This is a genomic window from Pseudomonas sp. ES1 (assembly GCF_050586605.1).
GTDB classification, from domain to species: Bacteria; Pseudomonadota; Gammaproteobacteria; order Pseudomonadales; family Pseudomonadaceae; genus Aquipseudomonas; species Aquipseudomonas sichuanensis.
Window position 1 is genome coordinate 63,017 of sequence record NZ_JBOBDM010000017.1, and the last position, 22,090, is coordinate 85,106.

A 22,090-nucleotide genomic window follows, 5' to 3' on the forward strand; every position below is an offset into this window, starting at 1 on the left:
GTCCATGCCTATAACCCCTCGCGCGACAGGGAGCGCTTTCGATGTCCACAGGTCCAACCCGCCCGTTCACCCCTTCCCGCCGCCACGGGCAGCTGTCCTTGCTGACCCTCGCCCTGCTCGCCAGCGGCGCCGGCAGCCTGCCGGCCCTGGCCGTGGAGCCTGCCCAGGCGAGCAGCCCGCGCATGGGCGACTACCGCTTCGCCATTACCCAGCAGCCGTTGGTTTCGGCGATCAATGCGTTCAGCCAGGTCACCGGCTGGCAGGTCGGCTTCAACGCCGAGCTGGCCGAAGGCGTGGCCTCGCCAGGGGTGCAGGGCTCGCTGGCCCCGGAAGCGGCGCTGCAGCGCCTGCTGCACGGCACCGGCCTTGCCTATCGCAAGATCGACAACGCCAACGTGGTGCTCGAGCGCCAGGCGGGCAGCGCCATCGCCCTGCAACAGATGACCGTCAGCGCCACCCGTAGCGCCCAGGAAGTCAGCCAGGTGCCCAGCACCGTCAGCGTGCAGACCCGCGAGCAGTTGGACCGGCAGAACGTCAACGACATCAAGGACCTGGTGCGCTACGAGCCGGGCGTTTCGGTCGGCGGCGTTGGCCAGCGCAGCGGCCTGAACGGCTACAACATCCGCGGCATCGACGGTGAGCGCATCCTCACCCAGGTAGACGGCGTGTCGATCCCCGACAGCTTCTTCTACGGCCCCTACGCCCAGACCCAGCGCAACTACGTCGACCCGGAAATCGTCAAGCGCGTCGAGATCCTGCGCGGCCCGGCCTCGGTGTTGTACGGCAGCAACGCCATCGGCGGCGCGGTCAGCTACTTCACCCTCGACCCTGAAGACATCATCAAGCCCGGCAAGGATGTCGGCGCGCGCCTGAAGACCGGCTACAGCTCCGCCGACGAGAGCTGGCTGACGTCCGCCACCGTCGCAGGCCGCCACGCCGACTTCGACGGCCTGCTGCACCTGAGCCAGCGCAACGGCCACGAGACCAAGTCCTACGGCGAGCACGGCGGCAGCGGCCTGGCCCGCACCGAAGCCAACCCCGAGGATGTGCGCACCACCAACGTGCTGGCCAAACTGGGCTGGAACTACGCCGACGACGCCCGCCTGGGCCTGACCTACGAGCACTACAAGGACGACCGCGACCAGAACATCCTGAGCTCCGTGGGCGGGCCGTTCATTCCCGGTTTCGCGGCCTCGAACTCGTACCGTATGCGCCAGGGCAACGACACCGTCACCCGCGAACGCTTCGGCATCAATCATGAATTCGGCCTCGACAGCCTGGTCGCCGACCACCTCAAGTGGAGCCTCAACTACCAGATCGCCAAGACCGACCAGCGCACCGACGAGCTGTACTTCGCCGCCGGCCGCCAGGTATTCCGAGACCGCCAGACCACCTACAAGGACCGTCAGTGGGTCATTGACGCCCAGCTGGACAAAGCCTTCAGCATTGGCGCCACCGAGCACCTGCTGACCTATGGCACCACCCTCAAGCACGAGAAGATCAGCGGCATCCGCCAGGGCGTCGGCACCTGCCTGAACGTCGGCGGTTCCTGCACAGCCATCGGCCAGAACAGCGCCCGCGATGGCCAGATACCGGTCAGCGACTTCCCCGACCCGACCGTGAACACCTACAGCCTGTTCGCCCAGGACGAGATCCGCTGGAACAACTGGACCTTCCTGCCGGGTGCCCGCTACGACTACACCCGCATGGAGCCCAAGTTCACCGACGAATTCCTGCGCGGCGTGCAGAGCACCAGCGTGACCGGTGCCGCCAATGCCGACGACTCGGCCAAGAAGTGGCACCGCGTATCGCCCAAGCTGGGGGTCACCTACGCCTTCAACGACAACTACACCTGGTACGGCCAGTACGCCGAGGGCTTCCGCACCCCGACCGCCAAGGCCATGTACGGCCGCTTCGACAACCCGGGCCTGGGTTACAGCGTGCAGCCCAACCCTGACCTGGAGCCGGAAAAGAGCAAGAGCTACGAGACCGGCCTGCGCGGCAACTTCGACGCCGGCAACTTCGACGTGGCGGTGTTCTATAACAAGTACCGCGACTTCATCAACGAAGACGCCATCCTGTCGTCCAACCTGGGCGCCAGGTTCCAGGCCAACAACATCAAGCACGCCACCATCCGCGGCGCCGAGTTCAAGGGCCGCCTGAACCTCGACCACTTCGGTGCCGCGCAAGGCCTGTACACCCAGGGCTCGGTGGCCTATGCCCGTGGCCGCAACGACGACAACGGCCAGCCGCTGAACAGCGTCAACCCGCTCACCGCCGTGCTCGGCCTGGGCTACGAGCAGCAGAACTACGGCGGCTTGCTCAGCTGGACCCTGGTCAAGCAGAAGGATCGCGTCGACGACACCACCTTCTTCGCCCCCGACGGCACCAGCAAGCAGTTCCGCAGCCCCGGCTACGGCGTGCTGGACCTGACCGGCTTCTACAAGGTGAGCGAGGACGTCACCGTCAACGCCGGCCTGTACAACCTCACCGACAAGAAGTACTGGCAGTGGGATGACGTGCGCGGCTACGACTCGATCGGCGAAGCCAGCGTGACCCAGCCGGCCAACCTCGACCGCCTGACCATGCCGGGGCGCAACTTCGCCATCAATGTGGTGTGGGATATCTGATTCGAAATCGGTGCAGCCCCTATCGCCGGCAAGCCGGCTCCCACAGACAGAGCGCCAAGCCTTAGGCAGGCGCTTTCCTGTGGGAGCGGGTTTACCCGCGAACACGGGCATAGCCCGTGCCAGACACTGAGTTGTCATCTTCGCGGGTAAATCGCAGCGGCGAACCGCCGCTCCCACAGGCTGAGTGCAGGTCTTGAGTTCGGCGCGGTCAGGTGGGAGCCGGCTTGCCGGCGATAGGGGCGACGCCACTTCTGCGTCCGACGAATGATTCAACTTCCCAGATGAGGTTTTTTTACTGTCGTGCGTCATCTGTTTCGTCTTAACACTAGACAACCCATTTCCCAAGGATGCCCCCGATGTCCACCTCCTCCGAGCGCGCCGCCCTGCGCTCCCAGCGCCTGAACCAGGTCACCCACGCCCCGCACACCAAGCTGGACGCCCTGGTCAAGTCGCACAAGCCGTTCGACAGCCGCGAGAGCTTCGCCCGCTTCGTGGTCGCCCAGTACCTGTTCCAGTCGGAACTGCAGGCCCTGTACAACGACCCGCAATTGATCGCCATCGTCCCCGACCTGGCAGCGCGTTGCCGCGCCGAACAGGCTCGCCTGGACCTTGCCGACCTCGACACCGAAGTGCCGGCGCCCTTCGCCGGCGCCCTGCAGAACCCGAGCCTGGGTGAAGCACTGGGCTGGATCTTCGTCTCCGAAGGCTCCAAACTGGGCGCCGCATTCCTGATCAAGCGCGCCGTGGCGCTGGAACTGTCCGACAGCTTCGGTGCCCGCCACCTGGGCGAACCGGAAGGCGGCCGCGCCGAAGGCTGGAAGCAGTTCACCCGCATTCTCGACAGCCAGGCCCTGTCGCCCGAGGAAGACGCCGCCGCCGAACGTGGCGCGGTCGCCGCCTTCGAGCGCTTCACCGAGCTGCTCAAGCATGCCTACGCCACCGACGCCGCGCTGGCCTGACACGCTTCACCCGGCCGCCCGCGGGCGGCCGCACCGCTGTAGTGAGACCATGACCCGACTCGCCCGCTCCAAAGTGTCCCGGCTGCTCTACGCGATCCTGGCTTATGTCAGCTTAGGGATCGGCCTGGTTGCCATCGTCATCCCCGGCCTGCCGACCACCGAGTTCATCCTGCTCGCCGCCTGGGCCGCCACTCGCAGTTCGCCGCGGCTGTCCGCCTGGCTGGAGAACCACCGGTTGTTCGGGCCGATCCTGTACAACTGGCGCAATGGGCGGGTGATCCAGCGCCGCGCCAAGGTCAGCGCGACCGTAAGCATGCTGCTGTGCGCGGGGCTGATGCTGACCTTTCTTGCGCACCACTGGCCGGTCTACCTGGCCATCGCCGGCATGACCCTGGGCAACCTGTGGATCTGGTCGCGCCCGGAGCGGCCGACCACACCGGGGGCCGTCGAACTGCAACGCTGAGGGGTTTGCACTGTGCTGGCGGATGTACTGCAATAGGGCCCAGCAAGGAGGACCCTGCATGCAGCCGTTGCTCGACACCATCGCCCAGTCCCTGAGCCTCGACCCCGCCGCCGTGCGCTGGCAAGGGGTCGGCGCACTGCCCTCGACGTTCGCCGTGAGCGAACTGGCCACCGCCAGTATTGCCGCCTGCGGCCTGGCCCTGGCCAAACTGCTGGAAAGCCAGACGGGCGCTTGCCCAGCGGTGCGGATCGACCGCCGCCTGGCCTCTTTCTGGTTCAACACCAGCCTGCGCCCCCACGGCTGGCAACTGCCGCCATTGTGGGACGCCATTGCCGGCGACTACCCAACCGGCGACGGCTGGATCCGCCTGCACACCAATGCCCCGCACCATCGTGCCGCTGCCTTGCAGGTGCTCGGCACCCAGGCCGAACGCGCCAGCGTTGCCCGCGAGGTGGCCAGATGGCAAGGCGATGACCTTGAAACCGCTGTGGTCGCAGCCGGCGGCTGCGCGGCGCGCATGCGCAGTTGGCCGCAATGGTGCGCCCATCCCCAGGGCCAGGCGGTCAACCGGCAGCCGCTGATCCTGCGCCAGGCCTTCGCCGGGCCGGCACAGGCCTGGCAGGGCAACCCAGACAGGCCGTTGGCCGGAGTGAAGGTGCTCGACCTCACCCGCATCATCGCCGGCCCGGTGGCCACCCGCTTGCTCGCCGCGTTCGGTGCCGAGGTACTGCGCCTCGACCCACCCGGCTGGGACGAGCCTTCGCTGGCAGCGGAAGTCACCCTGGGCAAGCGCTGTGCGCGCCTGGATTTGCGGGCGCAGGCTGATCGCCAGGTATTCGAACGCCTGCTGAGCGAGGCCGATATCCTGGTCCACGGTTACCGCGCCGATGCGCTCGAACGGCTGGGAGTGGGTGCCGAACGTCGCCGCCAGCTCAACCCCGGCCTTATCGATGTGGGCCTGAACGCCTATGGCTGGGGCGGCCCGTGGCAGGACCGCCGCGGCTTCGACAGCCTGGTGCAGATGAGCGCCGGCATCGCCCACGAAGGCATGCGCTGGCAGCAAGCGGATCGGCCTGTGCCGCTGCCGGTGCAGGCGCTGGACCATGCCACCGGCTACCTGATGGCGGCGGAGGCGATCCGCGCGCTGACCGAGCGTTTACGCAGCGGCCAGGGGTGCCAGGTACGGCTGTCGCTGGCGCGTACTGCGGCACTGCTGGTCGAACGCGGAACAGTGGAAGAGGACCTGCCGCTGGCGGAGGAGACGTCCGCAGACCTCGAGCCGCACATCGAGCACACGCCATGGGGTGCGGCGCAACGGATCAAAGGGCCGCTGCAGGTGGGCACGGCGGTGATGGCATGGGCACGAGGGAGTTGCGAGCTGGGTTCGGCCACTGCTCAGTGGTGACCACTCAACACGCATCTTGTACCGCTCAACGCGCATTCCCTGTAGGAGCGGCACAAGGCCGCTCCTACAGCAAGCGTGTCACCTGGCAACTGCGTGTTTCACAAACTCAACAGCCCCGAATACAACGCATACGCCGCCAGCCCCGCGCCCGCCAGCACCCCCGCGAAGATCAGCTTTTCCCACGAGGTGAACAGCGCCTGCCCCTGCTCGTGCCTGGCCCGGGCGAACAGGATCACCCCCGGCGCGTACAGCAGCGCTGACAGCAGCACATACTTGAGCCCACCGGCATACAGCAGCCAGACCGCGTACAGCAAGGCGATCAGCGCCACCAGCAGGTCCTTGCGGCGCACGCTGGGCTGGCCTTCATAGCTGTCGCCACGCAACGCCAGCAACACCGCATAGGCCGCCGACCAGAAGTACGGCACCAGGATCATCGATGACGCCAGGTAGATCAGGCTGGTGTAGGTCCCCGCCGAGAACAGCGTGATCAACAGGAAACCCTGGATCATCACGTTGGTCAGCCACAGCGCATTGGCCGGCACATGGTTGGCGTTTTCCCGGGCAAGGAAGCGCGGCATGGTCTTGTCGCGGGCGGTGGCGAACAGGATCTCTGCGCACAGCAGCGCCCAGGACAACAAGGCGCCCAGCAGCGACACCGCCAGCCCGATGCTGATCAACAGCGCGCCCCACGGCCCGACGATGTGTTCCAGCACCGAGGCCAGCGACGGGTTCTGCAGCCCGGCCAGTTCTGGCTGGGTCATCACCCCCAGCGACAGCACGTTGACCAGCACCAGCAGCGCCAGCACCCCGAGAAAGCCCACCACGGTGGCCTTGCCCACGTCCGATCGGCGCTCGGCACGGCCGGAATACACGCTGGCGCCCTCGATACCGATGAACACGAACACCGTCACCAGCATCATGTTGCGCACCTGTTCCAGCACGCTGCCGAACTTGGGATTGCTCAAGCCCCAGATGTCGCGGGTGAAGATATCGGCACGGAAAGCGAACGCGGCAATCACGATGAACATCAGCAGCGGCACCACCTTCGCCACGGTGGTCACCTGGTTGATGAACGCCGCCTCCTTGATGCCGCGCAGCACCAAAAAATGCACCGCCCACAGCAGCAGCGAGGCGCAACCAATGGCCAGCGGCGTATTGCCCTCACCGAACGCCGGGAAATAGAAACCCAGGGTGCTGAACAGCAACACGAAGTAGCCGACGTTGCCCAGCCAGGCGCTGATCCAGTAGCCCCAGGCGGACGAAAAACCCATGTAGTTGCCGAAGCCGGCCTTGGCGTAGGCGTACACCCCCGAGTCCAGTTCCGGCTTGCGGTTGGCCAGGGTCTGGAACACGAAGGCCAGCGCCAGCATGCCCACCGCGGTGATGCTCCAGCCGATCAGCACCGCGCCGACATCGGCGCGCGCCGCCATGTTCTGCGGCAGCGAGAAGATCCCCCCGCCAATCATCGAGCCGACCACCAGCGCGATCAGGGCGCCTAGGCGCAGCTTCTGTCCCGGTTCGCTCATGGCGCTTCTCCCCTCTGGCCCGTGCGGCGCATGAAATTTCGATCTAACGCATATAAATGTTACAGCATATTTATATTAATGCAGGACATTAAAGCTAGTTCACTCATAACTCCTTTGTCTAACTAAAAGCGCACGACGCGCAGGGTTTTAACGGACTTTCTCGCGCATGGCGCATTGCCACCACTCAATCTTGTGAAAAATTTGCGAAATATCCAGAAACGGCTAGCTTCATAGCGCAGGCAAAACGGAGCGTTTGCTCTAGATGGACACGGAGGTGCCAGTGCACAAGGCTTGCAGCAGAGCTGTCGGCATCCTCCAGGAGGTACATGAAGGGTCTTTTCAACCCTTCATGTCGGCATGAACTGATCTAAATCAGCTAATGACCCAGGCGTCAGATTTATTCTGAAGTCAACTTTCTCCTGGTACGGAGTCGTTAAATGTCTGATTCTCCCGCAAAACTAAAGTTAGGTGCACTTGTTGCACTTGTCGTCGGCTCGATGATTGGTGGCGGGATCTTCTCGCTGCCGCAAAACATGGCCGCCAGCGCCGGCGTTGGGGCCGTGCTGATCGGCTGGGCCATCACCGCGGTGGGCATGCTCACCCTCGCCTTTGTGTTCCAGACCCTGGCCAACCGCAAACCTGACCTCGACGGCGGTGTATACGCCTACGCCAAGGCCGGTTTCGGCGATTACATGGGTTTTTCGTCCGCCTGGGGCTACTGGATCAGCGCCTGGCTGGGCAACGTCGGCTACTTCGTGCTGCTGTTCAGCACCCTGGGGTATTTCTTCCCGATCTTCGGCGAAGGCAATACACCGGCGGCAGTGATCGGTGCCTCGATCCTGCTGTGGGCGGTGCATTTTTTGGTGCTGCGCGGCATCAAGGAAGCGGCGTTCATCAACCTGGTCACCACCGTGGCCAAGGTCGTGCCGCTGGCGCTGTTCGCGCTGATCTGCCTGTTCGCCTTCCGGCTCGACATCTTCACCGCTGATATCTGGGCCGTCGGTACGCCGGAGCTGGGCAGCGTGATGAACCAGGTGCGCAACATGATGCTGGTCACCGTGTGGGTGTTCATCGGCATCGAGGGCGCGAGCATCTTCTCCTCCCGCGCCGAAAAACGCTCCGACGTGGGCAAGGCCACGGTCATCGGTTTCGTCACCGTGCTGCTGTTCCTGGTGCTGGTCAACGTGCTGTCGCTGGGGGTGATGACCCAGCCGGAACTGGCCAAGCTGCAGAACCCGTCCATGGCCGCCGTGCTTGAACATGTGGTCGGCCACTGGGGTGCGGTGCTGATCAGCGTCGGCCTGATCATCTCGCTGCTGGGGGCGCTGCTGTCGTGGGTGCTGCTGTGCGCCGAGATCATGTTCGCCGCCGCCAAGGACCACACCATGCCGGAGTTCCTGCGCCGCGAGAACGCCAACCAGGTGCCGGCCAACGCCCTGTGGCTGACCAACGCCATGGTGCAGATCTTCCTGGTGATCACGCTGTTCTCCAACAGCACCTACCTGTCGCTGATCTACCTCGCCACCTCGATGATCCTGGTGCCCTACCTGTGGTCGGCGGCCTACGCCTTCCTTCTGGCCTGGCGCAGCGAGACCTACGAGCAGGCCCTGGCCGAACGCAAGAAAGACCTGATCATCGGCGGCATCGCCCTGGTCTATGCGATCTGGCTGCTGTACGCCGGCGGCGTGAAGTACCTGCTGCTCTCGGCCCTGCTCTACGCCCCTGGCGCGATCCTGTTCGCCAAGGCCAAGCGCGAAGTCGGCCAGCCGATCTTCACCAGCATCGAAAAACTGATTTTCGCCGCCGTGGTGGTGGGCGCCCTGGTGGCGGCCTACGGCTTGTACGACGGTTTCCTGACCCTTTGAACACCTGTCTTCGCTTTACTGGAGGAATGAACCATGTCCACTGAGAAACAGAAATACGGCGTCCACTCCGAAGCCGGCAAACTGCGCAAAGTGATGGTTTGCTCGCCAGGCCTGGCGCACCAGCGCCTGACCCCGAGCAACTGCGACGAGCTGCTGTTCGACGACGTCATCTGGGTCAACCAGGCCAAACGCGACCACTTCGATTTCGTCACCAAGATGCGTGAACGCGGCATCGAAGTGCTGGAAATGCACAACCTGCTGACCGAGACCGTGCAGAACCCCGAGGCGCTGAAATGGATCCTCGACCGCAAGATCACCGATGACACCGTCGGCGTCGGCCTGAAGAACGAAGTGCGTGGCTGGCTCGAAAGCCTGGAGCCACGCAAGCTGGCCGAGTTCCTGATCGGCGGCGTGGCCGGTGAAGACCTGCCGGAAAGCGAAGGCGCCAGCGTGATCAAGATGTACCGCGACTACCTGGGCCATTCCAGCTTCCTGCTCGACCCGCTGCCCAACACCCAGTTCACCCGCGACACCACCTGCTGGATCTACGGCGGCGTGACGCTCAACCCGATGTACTGGCCGGCGCGACGCCAGGAAACCCTGCTGACCAGTGCCATCTACAAATTCCACCCCGAGTTCACCAACGCCGACTTCCAGGTCTGGTACGGCGACCCCGACAAGGATCACGGCAAGGCCACCCTCGAAGGCGGCGACGTGATGCCGATCGGCAAGGGCATAGTGCTGATTGGCATGGGTGAACGCACCTCGCGCCAAGCCATCGGCCAACTGGCGCAGAACCTGTTCGCCAAGGGCGCGGTGGAAAAAGTCATAGTCGCCGGGCTGCCCAAGTCCCGCGCCGCGATGCACCTGGACACCGTGTTCAGCTTCTGCGACCGCGACCTGGTCACGGTCTTCCCGGAAGTGGTCAAGGAGATCGTGCCGTTCATCATTCGCCCAGACGAAAGCAAGCCTTACGGCATGGACGTGCGCCGCGAGAACAAGTCGTTCATCGATGTGGTCGGCGAACAACTCGGGGTCAAACTGCGTGTGGTCGAGACCGGCGGCAACAGCTTCGCCGCCGAGCGCGAACAGTGGGATGACGGCAACAACGTGGTGGCCGTGGAGCCCGGCGTGGTCATCGGCTACGACCGCAACACCTACACCAACACCCTGCTGCGCAAGGCTGGGGTCGAGGTCATCACCATCAGCGCCGGCGAGCTGGGCCGGGGCCGTGGCGGCGGCCACTGCATGACCTGCCCGATCGTCCGCGACCCAATCGATTACTAACGCCCATTTCACCCGGCCGCACCCACGAAGTGGCGGCCGGGCTACCTACCGAACTCAAGGAGAACCGTCATGGCGTTCAACATCCATAACCGCAACCTGCTCAGCCTCGAGCACCACACCACCCGCGAACTGCGCTACCTGCTGGACCTGTCCCGCGACCTCAAGCGCGCCAAGTACACCGGCACCGAGCAGCAGCACCTGAAGGGCAACAACATCGCCCTGATCTTCGAGAAGACCTCGACCCGCACCCGCTGCGCCTTCGAAGTCGCCGCCTACGACCAGGGTGCCAATGTCACCTACATCGACCCCAATTCCTCGCAGATCGGCCACAAGGAAAGCATGAAGGACACCGCCCGCGTGCTCGGGCGCATGTACGACGCCATCGAGTACCGTGGCTTCAAGCAGGAGATCGTCGAAGAGCTGGCCAAGTTCGCCGGTGTGCCGGTGTTCAACGGCCTGACCGACGAATACCACCCGACCCAGATGATCGCCGACGTGCTGACCATGCGTGAGAACAGCGACAAGCCGCTGCACGACATCAGCTACGCCTACCTGGGCGACGCCCGCAACAACATGGGCAACTCGCTGCTGCTGATCGGCGCCAAGCTCGGCATGGACGTGCGCATCGCCGCGCCCAAGGCGCTGTGGCCCCATGACGACCTGGTCGAGCGTTGCAAGAAGTACGCAGAAGAGAGCGGTGCGCGCATCACCCTCACCGAAGACCCGAAAGCCGCAGTCAAAGGCGTGGACTTCGTTCACACCGACGTCTGGGTATCGATGGGCGAGCCGGTCGAAGCCTGGGGCGAACGCATCCAGCAACTGCTGCCCTACCAGGTGAACAAGGAGCTGATGAAGGCCACCGGCAACCCGCGCACCAAGTTCATGCACTGCCTGCCGGCATTCCACAACTCCGACACCAAGGTCGGCAAGCAGATCGCCGAACAGTACCCGCACCTGGCCAACGGCATCGAAGTGACCGATGACGTGTTCGAATCGCCGGCGTGCATCGCCTTCGAGCAGGCGGAAAACCGCATGCACACGATCAAGGCGATCCTGGTGTCGACCCTGGCTGATCTCTGACGGCAGCCTCGATTCTGTGGGAGCCGGCTTGCCGGCGATGCAGGCAACACGGTGCATGGCACCGGCTATGCCGGTGATCGCTGGCAAGCCAGCTCCCACAGATCCTCACATTCGTGCTTAAAGGACATTCCCCATGCGTATCGTTGTTGCATTGGGCGGCAACGCCCTGCTGCGCCGTGGCGAGCCAATGACCGCTGACAACCAGCGCGCCAATATCCGCACCGCCACCGAACAGATCGCCAAGATCCACCCCGGCAACGAACTGGTCATCGCCCACGGCAACGGCCCGCAGGTCGGCCTGCTGTCGCTGCAGGGCCTGTCGTACAAGCCGGATGAAGCCTACCCGCTGGATGTGCTCGGCGCCGAGACCGAAGGCATGATCGGCTACATGATCGAACAGGAGCTGGGCAACCTGCTGGCCTTCGAGGTGCCGTTCGCCACCCTGCTCACCCAGGTTGAAGTGGACGCCAATGACCCGGCCTTCAAGGACCCGACCAAGTTCATCGGCCCTGTGTATGCCAAGGAAGAAGCCGAGCGCCTGGCCAAGGAGAAAGGCTGGGTGGTCAAGCCCGACGGCGACAAGTACCGCCGCGTGGTGGCCAGCCCCAAACCCAAGCGCATCTTCGAGATCCGCCCGATCAAGTGGCTGCTGGAAAAGAGCAGCATCGTGATCTGCGCCGGTGGCGGCGGCATCCCTACCATGTACGACGAAAACCGCAAGCTCAAGGGCGTCGAGGCGGTGATCGACAAGGACCTGTGCTCGGCACTGTTGGCCGAGCAATTGGAAGCCGACCTTCTGATCATCGCCACCGACGTCGATGCCGCCTACATTGACTACGGCAAGCCGACCCAGAAAGCGATTGCCCAGGCCCACCCCGACGAGCTCGAAAAGCTGGGCTTCGCCGCAGGTTCCATGGGGCCCAAGGTGCAGGCTGCCTGCGATTTCGCCCGGCATACCGGCAAGGTCGCGGTGATCAGCTCGCTGGAAAACATCGAAGATATCGTCAAAGGCACCGCCGGCACACGGGTTTCCACCGCCAAGCCGGGTATCAGCTACCGTTGAATGCAGTTGGCGGGCGCCCGTCGCCCGCCGTTTTCAACCTTCCGGAGGTTTCCACCATGGCCCAGTACCAACCCGGTCACGTTCATATCGAGCGCACCGCGCTGAACACCAACGACCACAGCTACGACCTGAACATCAACTACGAAGTGGCCCAGGACCCCAAGGAAGGCAGAGGCATCGAGTTCCGTCTGCATGGCAGCATCGAGGGCAAGCCGGTCGACGAGAAGTTCTTCCTGGCCAAGGACCAGGTGCTGCCCAGCTTCCTCAGCGTCACCACGCGCAAGGCCCAGGCGTACCTGAAGCCGCCCAAGAAATTCGAGACCCTGGGCTCGCCGCACAAGCTGTACGACGCCATGTTCGAAGACATTCGCGCGAAGCTGGATGTGAAGTCGGGCGACCCGATCAAGCCTGAGCATCTTGAGTAGTTTCAGGGGCTGCTGCGCAGCCCTTTCGCTCCTACAAAGACCGCGCGATCCCTGTAGGAGCGGCCTTGTGCCGCGAAAGGGGCGCACAGCGCTCCCGGCAATGGTGGGCTAGACCTAACTCCCAAGGCATACTGTCGCCCTCCCCGGCCATAACCGCCTACCCCATGCGCATCCACGTCAGCTTCATCGACCGCGTCGGCATCACCCAGGAAGTCCTGGCCCTGCTCGGTGCCCGCAACCTCAACCTCGATGCCGTGGAGATGGTCCCGCCGAACGTCTACATCGACGCCCCGACGCTCAGCCCCGCCGTGCTCGAAGAGCTGCACGACGCCCTGTTCGAGGTGCGTGGCGTGCAGTCGGTGGAAGTGGTCGACATCCTCCCCGGCCAACGCCGCCACCTGCAGCTCGACGCCCTGCTCGCCGCCATGAGCGACCCGGTGCTGGCCGTGGACAGCGCCGGCAAAGTGCTGCTGGCCAACCCGGCGCTGATCGCCTTGTGCGGGCGCGAGTCGGCCGGACGCTCCCTGGCCGAACTGTTCGGCGACCCCGACCTGCTCCAGGCCCTGCTGGACAACAATTTCCACCTGCCCATGCGCGAGATGCAGCTCAATGGCCAGAGCCTGCTGCTCGACGCCACGCCGATCACCAACGCCGGCGGGCTGCTCACCCTGTACCCGCCCAATCGCATGGGCGAGCGGCTGTCGGCGCTGCACCACGATCACGCCGAAGGCTTCGACGCCATGCTCGGCGACTCACCGGCCATTCGCACCCTCAAGGCCCGCGCCCTGCGCGTGGCGGCCCTCGACGCACCCTTGCTGGTGCACGGCGAAACCGGCACCGGCAAAGAGCTGGTGGCCCGCGCCTGCCATGCCATCAGCAGCCGCCATGCCGCGCCCTTCCTGGCTCTCAACTGCGCCGCGCTGCCCGAGAGCCTGGCCGAGAGCGAGCTGTTCGGCTATGCCCCGGGCGCCTTCACCGGCGCCCAGCGTGGCGGCAAGCCAGGGCTGATGGAGCTGGCCAACCAGGGCACGGTGTTCCTCGACGAGATCGGCGAGATGTCACCCTACCTGCAGGCCAAGCTGCTGCGCTTCCTCAGCGATGGCAGTTTCCGCCGGGTCGGTGGCGACCGCGAAGTGAAGGTGGACGTGCGCATCATCAGCGCCACCCACCGCAACCTTGAGCAGATGGTCAGCGAAGGTAGCTTCCGCGAAGACCTGTTCTATCGCCTCAACGTACTCAACCTGCAAGTGCCGCCGCTGCGCGAGCGCGGCCAGGACATCCTGCTGCTGGCGCACTCCTTCATGCAGCAGGCCTGCACCCAGATCCAGCGGCCACAGTGCCGACTGGCGCCTGCCACCCATGCGGCGATGCTGGCCAACCCCTGGCCGGGCAATGTGCGTCAGCTGCAGAACGTGATCTTCCGCGCTGCGGCCATCTGCGAAAGCAACGTGGTGGATATCGGCGACCTGGACATCGCCGGCACCTCGGTGGCGCGCGGGCAGGACGGTGAAGTGGCGAGCCTGGACCAGGCCGTCGGCGATTTCGAGCGCGAGCTGTTGCAGCGGCTGTATGCCAGCTATCCATCGACCCGGCAGTTGGCCGGGCGGCTGCAGACCTCGCACACCGCCATTGCCCAGCGCCTGCGCAAGTACGGAATTCCCGGCAAGGCCTGAGCGTCGCCATCGAACTCAACGACCAATCAGAAAATAGCGAAGGCATTCTCAGACTTACCCTACCCGTACACCCCAAACTTCCTAAACGCTGCCGCGTACCATACCGGGCTCTGTTCATGGGGCATTGCGGTTTTCGCCCCGATTTTTAAGGAAGAGTACGCTGAATGCTTGAGCTCGATTTCTATGGAACGCTGGTGGCCGCTTCGCTGGTCCTTCTGCTGGGACGCGGCCTGGTCAAACGGGTCGGTTTCCTGCGCACCTACAACATTCCCGAACCGGTAGCCGGCGGCCTGGTGGTTGCCCTGCTGCTGTTGGCGCTACGCGGCCTTGATGTTCGGATTCAGTTCGACACCTCGTTGCAAACACCGCTGATGCTGGCGTTCTTCGCCACCATCGGCTTGAACGCAGACATCGCCAGCCTGAAGAAGGGCGGGCGCGTCGTCGGCGTATTCCTGTTGGCGGTCGCCGGGCTGCTGGTCGTGCAGAACGCCATGGGCATCGGGTTGGCCAAGGCCTTGGGGCTCGACCCGCTGATGGGCCTGCTGTCCGGCTCCATTTCCTTGTCTGGCGGCCATGGCACCAGTGCAGCGTGGGGCGCGACCTTCAGCGAGAAGTTCGGCCTGGCCTCGGCCACCGAACTTGGCATGGCCTCGGCAACGTTCGGCCTGGTACTGGGGGGCCTGATCGGTGGCCCCGTCGCGCGGCTGCTGATTGCCGGGGTCAAGACGCCTGGCTTCGAACAGCAACCTCCCCGGCTGCCCAAAGGCTTCGAACAGCCCGACAAGGAGCGCTTGATCACGCCCTTTTCCCTCATCGAAACCATCGCCCTCATCGCCATCAGCCTGCTGGCCGGCACTCAGCTCAATGGTGCGCTGCATGACACCGCCTTCGAGTTGCCGACCTTCGTCTGCGTGCTGTTCGTCGGCGTGATCCTGCGCAACGGTTTGTCGATGCTGGGCGTGTACCAGGTGTTCGAACGGGAGGTTTCAGTGCTGGGCAATGTCAGTTTGTCGCTGTTCCTGGCGATTGCGCTGATGTCGCTCAAGCTGTGGGACCTCGCCGCCCTGGCATTGCCCTTCCTCGTCCTGTTGGCCGCGCAGACGCTGGTCATGGCGCTGTTCGCGATTTTCGTGACCTTCCGCATCATGGGCCGCAACTACGATGCGGCAGTGCTGGCGGCCGGCCATTGCGGCTTCGGCCTCGGCGCCACGCCGACGGCCATCGCCAACATGCAGGCGATCACCCAACGCTACGGGCCTTCGCAACTGGCCTTCCTGGCAGTGCCGATGGTGGGCGCGTTCTTCATCGACATCATCAATGTCATCGTGATCAAGCTGTACCTTGCCTTGCCCTTGTTCAGCGTCGGCTGATCAGTTGAGCGCCCGCCTGTTCCCCTCGCCTACGGCTTCGGGAGTCGCCGCTGCGTAGTGCGCTCCACCCACATCTGCTCGTTCCCCCAGAAGGTGGCGCTTAGGCGCCGCCTTCTTTTTTGTGTAACGAAACAAGTACATCGTATCGAAATCAATACACACCCATTCGAGTGCGCCTGCGCAAGGGTTTGATCCTCAAGTGCTTTTGAATCCAGTCGGCTGTGTATCGATTTCATTCCACATGCATGACAAAACTCTTACTAGAAATATTTAAGTCATTGATTTAATTAGATTTATTCATACTGGCCGCATTATTGCTAAGGGAATTCCAACCTTAAGAGCGCGGGCCTACCGCGCCAACGCCCCCTGCTTCCCGAGGAATTCCCATGAGCGAGTTGCGTTTCACCGAAGATCACGAATGGCTGCGCGTCGAAGCCGACGGCAGCGTCACCGTGGGCATCACCGCCTACGCCCAGAACGCCCTTGGCGATGTGGTCTACGTGCAACTGCCGGAACTGCAGCAGTACGACAAAGGCGCCGAAGCCTCCACCGTGGAGTCGGTCAAGGCGGCCAGCGGCGTGTACATGCCCCTGAGCGGTGAAGTGGTCGCGGTCAACGACGGCCTCAACGATCAACCCGAGCTGGTCAACGAAGACCCGCTGGGCGAAGGCTGGTTCTTCCGCTTCATCCCCGCCGACATGACCGAAGTGGCCGCCCTGCTCGACCAGGACGCCTACGACCGCCTGCTCAAAGCCAACGACGACGCCTGAGGAACCTGCCATGACCATCAACCTCGGCACCGCCAACGAATTCATCGCCCGTCACATCGGCCCACGCGCCGCTGACGAGCAGGCCATGCTCGCCACCCTCGGTTTCGACTCGCTGGAAGCCATGAGCGCTGCGGTCATCCCCGACAGCATCAAGGGCACCAGCGTGCTGGGCAGCGAAGACGGCCAGAGCGAGGCCGATGCCCTCGCCGCCCTGAAAGCCATCGCCGCCAAGAACCAACTGTTCAAGAGCTACATCGGCCAGGGCTACTACAACACCCACACCCCGGCGCCGATCCTGCGCAACCTCCTGGAAAACCCGGCCTGGTACACCGCCTACACCCCCTACCAGCCAGAAATCTCCCAAGGCCGCCTGGAAGCGCTGCTGAACTTCCAGACCCTGATCAGCGACCTGACCGGCCTGCCGATCGCCAACGCCTCCCTGCTCGACGAAGCCACCGCCGCCGCCGAAGCAATGACCTTCTGCAAGCGCTTGTCGAAGAACAAGGCCAGCCACGCCTTCTTCGCCTCAAGCCACTGCCACCCGCAAACCCTCGACGTGCTGCGCACCCGCGCCGAACCGCTGGGTATCGACGTGGTGGTGGGCGACGAGCGTGAACTGAGCGACGCCAGCGCCTACTTCGGCGCCCTGCTGCAGTACCCGGCCAGCAACGGTGACGTGTTCGACTACCGCGCCGTGGTGCAGCAGTTCCACGCCGCCGGCGCCCTGGTGGCCGTGGCCGCCGACCTGCTGGCCCTGACCCTGCTGACCCCGCCCGGTGAGTTCGAGGCCGACGTGGCCATCGGCAGCGCCCAGCGCTTCGGCGTGCCCCTGGGCTTCGGTGGCCCGCACGCGGCCTACTTCGCCACCCGTGACGCGTTCAAACGCGACATGCCAGGCCGCCTGGTCGGCGTGTCGATCGACCGCTTCGGCAAGAGCGCCCTGCGCCTGGCCATGCAGACCCGCGAGCAGCACATCCGCCGCGAGAAAGCCACCAGCAACATCTGCACCGCCCAGGTACTGCTGGCCAACATTGCCAGCATGTACGCCGTGTACCACGGCCCGGCCGGCCTCAAGCGCATCGCCGAACGCACCCACGCGCTGACCGCGATCCTGGCCACCGGCCTGGTGAAACTGGGCGTGAAAGTGCTCACCCGCGAGTTCTTCGATACCGTCACGCTGAATACTGGCAGCGCTACCGCAGCCCTGCACGACAAGGCCCGCGCCCAGGGCATCAACCTGCGCCAGATCGACGCCGACCACCTGGGCCTGTCGCTGGATGAAACCAGCAGCCAGGCCGATGTCGAAGCCCTGTGGCAACTGTTCGCCAACGGCCAGGCCGCCCCGGACTTCGCCACCCTGGCCCCGACCATCGTCGGCCGCCTGCCGAGCGGCCTGCTGCGTCAGTCCGCGATCCTCGAGCACCCGGTGTTCAACCGCTACCACAGCGAAACCGAACTGATGCGCTACCTGCGCCGCCTGGCCGACAAGGACCTGGCGCTGGACCGCACCATGATCCCGCTGGGCTCATGCACCATGAAGCTCAACGCCGCCAGCGAGATGATCCCGGTGACCTGGGCCGAGTTCGGCAACCTGCACCCGTTCGCCCCGGCTGCGCAAAGCCAGGGCTACCTGCAGATGACCAGCGAGCTCGAAGCCATGCTCTGCGCGGCCACCGGCTACGACGCCGTATCGCTGCAGCCCAACGCCGGTTCGCAAGGCGAATACGCCGGCCTGCTGGCGATCCGCGCCTACCACCGCAGCCGTGGCGACAGCCACCGCGATATCTGCCTGATCCCGTCCTCGGCCCACGGCACCAACCCGGCCACCGCCCACATGGCCGGCATGCGTGTGGTGGTGACCGCCTGTGACGCCCGTGGCAACGTCGATATCGACGACCTGCGCGCCAAGGCCCTCGAGCACCGCGAACGCCTGGCCGCGATCATGATCACCTACCCGTCGACCCATGGCGTGTTCGAAGAGGCCATCGGCGAGATCTGCGCGATCATCCACGACAACGGCGGCCAGGTGTACATCGACGGCGCCAACATGAACGCCATGGTCGGCCTGTGCGCCCCGGGCAAGTTCGGCGGCGACGTGTCGCACCTGAACCTGCACAAGACCTTCTGCATCCCCCACGGCGGCGGCGGCCCGGGCGTCGGCCCGATCGGTGTCAAAGCGCACCTGGCACCGTTCCTGCCGGGCCACGCTACGCTTGAAAACACCGCTGGCGCGGTATGCGCCGCACCGTTCGGCAGCGCGAGCATCCTGCCGATCACCTGGATGTACATTCGCATGATGGGTGGCGCCGGGCTCAAGCGCGCTTCGCAGATGGCGATCCTCAACGCCAACTACATCGCCCGTCGCCTGGAAGAGCACTATCCTGTGCTGTACACCGGCGGCAACGGCCTGGTGGCGCATGAGTGCATCCTCGACCTGCGCCCGCTCAAGGACACCAGCGGCATCAGCGTCGACGACGTGGCCAAGCGCCTGATCGACTTTGGTTTCCACGCCCCGACCATGTCGTTCCCGGTAGCGGGCACGCTGATGATCGAGCCGACCGAGAGCGAATCGAAAGAGGAACTGGACCGCTTCTGCAACGCCATGATCCAGATCCGCGAAGAGATCCGCGCCGTGGAGAACGGCAGCCTGGACAAGGACGACAACCCGCTGAAGAACGCCCCGCACACCGCGGCGGAGCTGGCCGGCGAATGGACCCACGGCTACAGCCGCGAGCAGGCGGTTTACCCGCTGCCGAGCCTGGTGGAAAGCAAGTACTGGCCACCGGTCGGCCGCGTCGACAACGTGTTCGGCGACCGCAACCTGGTCTGCGCCTGCCCGTCGATCGAGAACTATCAGGACGTCTGATAGCCCTCGGGCCGACAGCGCGCCCTGTGGGAGCGGCGGTGCGCCGCTCCCACAGGTTCACCGTCAACCTGTAGAGCCGGGAGGTCAGCATGTCACTTAGCGTCTTCGACCTGTTCAAGATCGGCATCGGCCCCTCCAGCTCGCACACGGTCGGGCCTATGCGCGCCGCCGCGCGCTTTGCCGAAGGGCTGCGCCGCGACGGCCTGCTGGCGGGCACGGTCAGCGTCAAGGCCGAGCTGTACGGCTCGCTCGGCGCCACCGGCAAGGGCCACGGCAGCGACAAGGCCGTGCTGCTCGGGCTTGAAGGCGAGCACCCGGACACCGTCGATACCGAAAGCATCCCCGCCCGCCTGAAGGCGATCCGCGACAGCGGCCACCTGCGCCTGCTTGGCGAACATCAGATCGAGTTCGTCGAAAAACAGCACCTGGCGATGATCCGCAAGCCGTTGGCCTACCACCCCAATGGCATGATCTTCCGTGCCTTCGATGCGGCCGGGTTGCAGATCCGCAGCCGCGAGTACTACTCGGTGGGTGGCGGTTTCGTGGTCGATGAAGAGGCCGCCGGCCATGACCGCATCGTCGAGGACAGCACCGTGCTGCCCTACCCGTTCACGACCGGCAAGCAGCTGCTCGGGCATTGCGCCGCGCAACAGTTTTCGTTCAGCCAGGTGATGCTGGCCAACGAAGCGGCATGGCGCCCCGAGGCCGAAACCCGCGCCGGGCTGTTACGCATCTGGCAGGTGATGCAGGACTGCGTCGAGGCCGGTTGCCGCCACGAGGGCATCCTGCCGGGTGGGCTGAAGGTCAAGCGCCGCGCGCCGGCGCTGTACCGCCAGCTCAGCCAGCACCCGGAAGCCAGCCTGCGCGATGCCCTGTCGGTGCTCGACTGGGTCAACCTGTACGCCCTGGCGGTGAACGAGGAAAACGCCTACGGCGGGCGCGTGGTCACGGCGCCGACCAATGGCGCGGCCGGCATCGTGCCCGCAGTGCTGCACTACTACATGCGCTTCGTCCCCGGCGCCAACGAGGATGGGGTGGTGCGCTTCCTGCTCACCGCAGCGGCGATCGGCATTCTGTACAAGGAGAACGCGTCGATTTCCGGCGCCGAGGTGGGCTGCCAGGGCGAGGTCGGCGTGGCCTGCTCGATGGCCGCCGGGGCCTTGTGCGAGGTGATGGGGGGTACCCCGCAGCAGGTGGAGAACGCCGCCGAGATCGGCATGGAACACAACCTGGGCCTGACCTGCGATCCCATCGGCGGGCTGGTCCAGGTGCCCTGCATCGAGCGCAACGCCATGGGCTCGGTGAAGGCGATCAATGCGGTGCGCATGGCCCTGCGCGGCGACGGGCAGCATTACGTCTCGCTCGACAAGGTCATCCGCACCATGCGCCAGACCGGCGCCGACATGAAAAGCAAATACAAGGAGACCGCCCGCGGCGGTCTGGCCGTCAACATCATCGAATGTTGACCCGAACAAAAACCAAGGAGTCACCGATGTCCGAAACACTGCTCAAGACCCCACTGCACGCCCTGCATCTCGAACTGGGCGCACGCATGGTGCCGTTCGCCGGCTATGACATGCCGGTGCAGTACCCGCTGGGGGTGCTCAAGGAGCACCTGCACACCCGCGAGCAGGCCGGCCTGTTCGACGTCTCGCACATGGGCCAGATCGTCCTGCGCGGCAGCGATGCGGCCCGCGCGCTGGAAACCCTGGTGCCAGTGGACATCATCGACCTGCCGGTGGGCATGCAGCGCTATGCCATGTTCACCAACCAACAAGGCGGCATTCTTGATGACCTGATGGTCGCCAACCTGGGTGACGACACCCTGTTCCTGGTGGTCAACGCCGCCTGCAAGGACCAGGACCTGGCCCACCTGCGCCAGCACATCGGCGCACAGTGCCAGATCGAGCCGCTGTTCGAGGAGCGCGCGCTGCTGGCCCTGCAAGGCCCGGCAGCGGTCAAGGTGCTCGAGCGCCTAGCGCCGGAAGTGGCCGGCATGACCTTCATGCAGTTCCGCCCGGTCACCTTGCTGGGCAGCGAATGCTTCGTCAGCCGCTCGGGCTACACCGGTGAAGACGGCTACGAGATCTCGGTACCGGCGACTGCCGCCGAAGCCCTGGCCCGTCGCCTGCTGGCCGAGCCACAAGTACAGCCGATCGGCCTCGGTGCGCGCGATTCGCTGCGCCTGGAAGCCGGCCTGTGCCTGTACGGCCACGACATGAATACCGCCACCACGCCGATCGAGGCCAGCCTGCTGTGGGCGATCTCCAAGGTGCGCCGTGCCGACGGCGCACGTGCCGGTGGCTTCCCCGGCGCCGCAGCCGTATTCGCCCAGCAGCAACAAGGCGTTGCACGCAAGCGCGTAGGCCTGCTGCCGCAGGAACGCACCCCGGTGCGCGAGGGTGCCGAAATTGTCGACGGCACCGGCAAAATGGTTGGCCAGGTGTGCAGCGGTGGATTTGGCCCGACGCTCGGCGCACCGGTGGCGATGGGCTATGTCGATACCGAACATGCGGCACTGGACACGGCGCTGTTCGCTGTCGTGCGTGGCAAGCAAGTTGCCCTTAAAGTCAGCAAAATGCCTTTCGTGGCACAGCGTTACTACCGCGGTTGATTGAAGGGTTCGGGCAGGTTGGGCATATTCGTTTTCGAACCTGCCCAATAACTTCTGAACATAGCGCCAGGCCAGGCGCCACGCTGCTTCGGGC

16 protein-coding genes are annotated in these 22,090 nt (G+C 64.8%); 15 read left to right on the forward strand and 1 reads right to left on the reverse strand.

The genetic code is table 11. The features are described 5' to 3' along the window. The first annotated feature begins 41 nt into the window (after positions 1–41). The 4 genes from ACQ4N9_RS09680 (at position 42) to ACQ4N9_RS09695 (ending at position 5,457) form a co-directional block, all read left to right on the forward strand. Positions 42–2,630 carry a TonB-dependent receptor gene (locus tag ACQ4N9_RS09680; RefSeq protein WP_390968327.1) on the forward strand — a complete coding sequence of 863 codons (2,589 nt, stop codon included), beginning with the start codon at positions 42–44 and terminating at the stop codon, positions 2,628–2,630. 356 nt (positions 2,631–2,986) lie between these two features. Further along, a complete protein-coding gene (locus ACQ4N9_RS09685) occupies positions 2,987–3,589 on the forward strand; it encodes a biliverdin-producing heme oxygenase (RefSeq protein WP_390968329.1) in 603 nt (200 codons plus the stop codon). A gap of 49 nt (positions 3,590–3,638) precedes the next feature. Then, a complete protein-coding gene (locus ACQ4N9_RS09690; RefSeq protein ID WP_390968331.1) occupies positions 3,639–4,052 on the forward strand; it encodes a YbaN family protein in 414 nt (137 codons plus the stop codon). A gap of 58 nt (positions 4,053–4,110) precedes the next feature. Next, entirely contained in the window at positions 4,111–5,457 is a 1,347-nt protein-coding gene (locus ACQ4N9_RS09695) for a CoA transferase (RefSeq protein ID WP_390968333.1), read from the forward strand. A 98-nt stretch (positions 5,458–5,555) separates the two neighbouring features. Here the strand turns inward: ACQ4N9_RS09695 and arcD (ACQ4N9_RS09700) are convergent, their stop codons facing one another. Then, positions 5,556–6,983, reverse strand: a complete 1,428-nt coding sequence (gene arcD, locus ACQ4N9_RS09700; protein ID WP_125465306.1) for an arginine-ornithine antiporter — start codon at positions 6,981–6,983, stop codon at positions 5,556–5,558. 437 nt (positions 6,984–7,420) lie between these two features. Here arcD (ACQ4N9_RS09700) and arcD (ACQ4N9_RS09705) point away from each other — a divergent pair, with 437 nt between their 5' ends. The 11 genes from arcD (ACQ4N9_RS09705) to gcvT all read left to right on the forward strand — a co-directional run bounded on the left by arcD (ACQ4N9_RS09705) (position 7,421) and on the right by gcvT (position 21,996). After that, positions 7,421–8,848: an arginine-ornithine antiporter gene (arcD, locus tag ACQ4N9_RS09705; RefSeq protein ID WP_125860042.1), complete on the forward strand. Its 1,428-nt coding sequence runs from the start codon at positions 7,421–7,423 to the stop codon at positions 8,846–8,848. Between the two features lie 33 nt (positions 8,849–8,881). Next, complete coding sequence (gene arcA / locus ACQ4N9_RS09710) at positions 8,882–10,135, forward strand: arginine deiminase (RefSeq protein WP_390968335.1); 1,254 nt, start codon at positions 8,882–8,884, stop codon at positions 10,133–10,135. Positions 10,136–10,204: 69 nt separating this feature from the next. Beyond that, entirely contained in the window at positions 10,205–11,215 is a 1,011-nt protein-coding gene (locus ACQ4N9_RS09715; RefSeq protein WP_110993243.1) for an ornithine carbamoyltransferase, read from the forward strand. A gap of 133 nt (positions 11,216–11,348) precedes the next feature. Further along, positions 11,349–12,278: a carbamate kinase gene (gene arcC, locus ACQ4N9_RS09720; protein ID WP_258642979.1), complete on the forward strand. Its 930-nt coding sequence runs from the start codon at positions 11,349–11,351 to the stop codon at positions 12,276–12,278. Positions 12,279–12,334: 56 nt separating this feature from the next. Beyond that, positions 12,335–12,703: a DUF5064 family protein gene (locus ACQ4N9_RS09725; RefSeq protein ID WP_110993241.1), complete on the forward strand. Its 369-nt coding sequence runs from the start codon at positions 12,335–12,337 to the stop codon at positions 12,701–12,703. Positions 12,704–12,867: 164 nt separating this feature from the next. Further along, a complete protein-coding gene (locus tag ACQ4N9_RS09730) occupies positions 12,868–14,376 on the forward strand; it encodes a sigma-54-dependent transcriptional regulator (protein ID WP_390968338.1) in 1,509 nt (502 codons plus the stop codon). A gap of 164 nt (positions 14,377–14,540) precedes the next feature. Then, positions 14,541–15,746, forward strand: coding sequence for a sodium/glutamate symporter (gltS, locus tag ACQ4N9_RS09735; RefSeq protein WP_390968340.1), 1,206 nt, complete (start codon positions 14,541–14,543; stop codon positions 15,744–15,746). Between the two features lie 386 nt (positions 15,747–16,132). Continuing rightward, entirely contained in the window at positions 16,133–16,516 is a 384-nt protein-coding gene (gene gcvH / locus ACQ4N9_RS09740; protein ID WP_125465316.1) for a glycine cleavage system protein GcvH, read from the forward strand. A 10-nt stretch (positions 16,517–16,526) separates the two neighbouring features. After that, entirely contained in the window at positions 16,527–19,382 is a 2,856-nt protein-coding gene (gene gcvP, locus ACQ4N9_RS09745) for an aminomethyl-transferring glycine dehydrogenase (RefSeq protein ID WP_390968342.1), read from the forward strand. Positions 19,383–19,471: 89 nt separating this feature from the next. Further along, on the forward strand, positions 19,472–20,848 hold the full coding sequence (locus ACQ4N9_RS09750; protein ID WP_390968344.1) for an L-serine ammonia-lyase: 1,377 nt from the start codon (positions 19,472–19,474) through the stop codon (positions 20,846–20,848). 26 nt (positions 20,849–20,874) lie between these two features. Further along, on the forward strand, positions 20,875–21,996 hold the full coding sequence (gene gcvT / locus ACQ4N9_RS09755) for a glycine cleavage system aminomethyltransferase GcvT (RefSeq protein WP_390968346.1): 1,122 nt from the start codon (positions 20,875–20,877) through the stop codon (positions 21,994–21,996). The last annotated feature ends 94 nt before the right edge of the window (positions 21,997–22,090 follow it).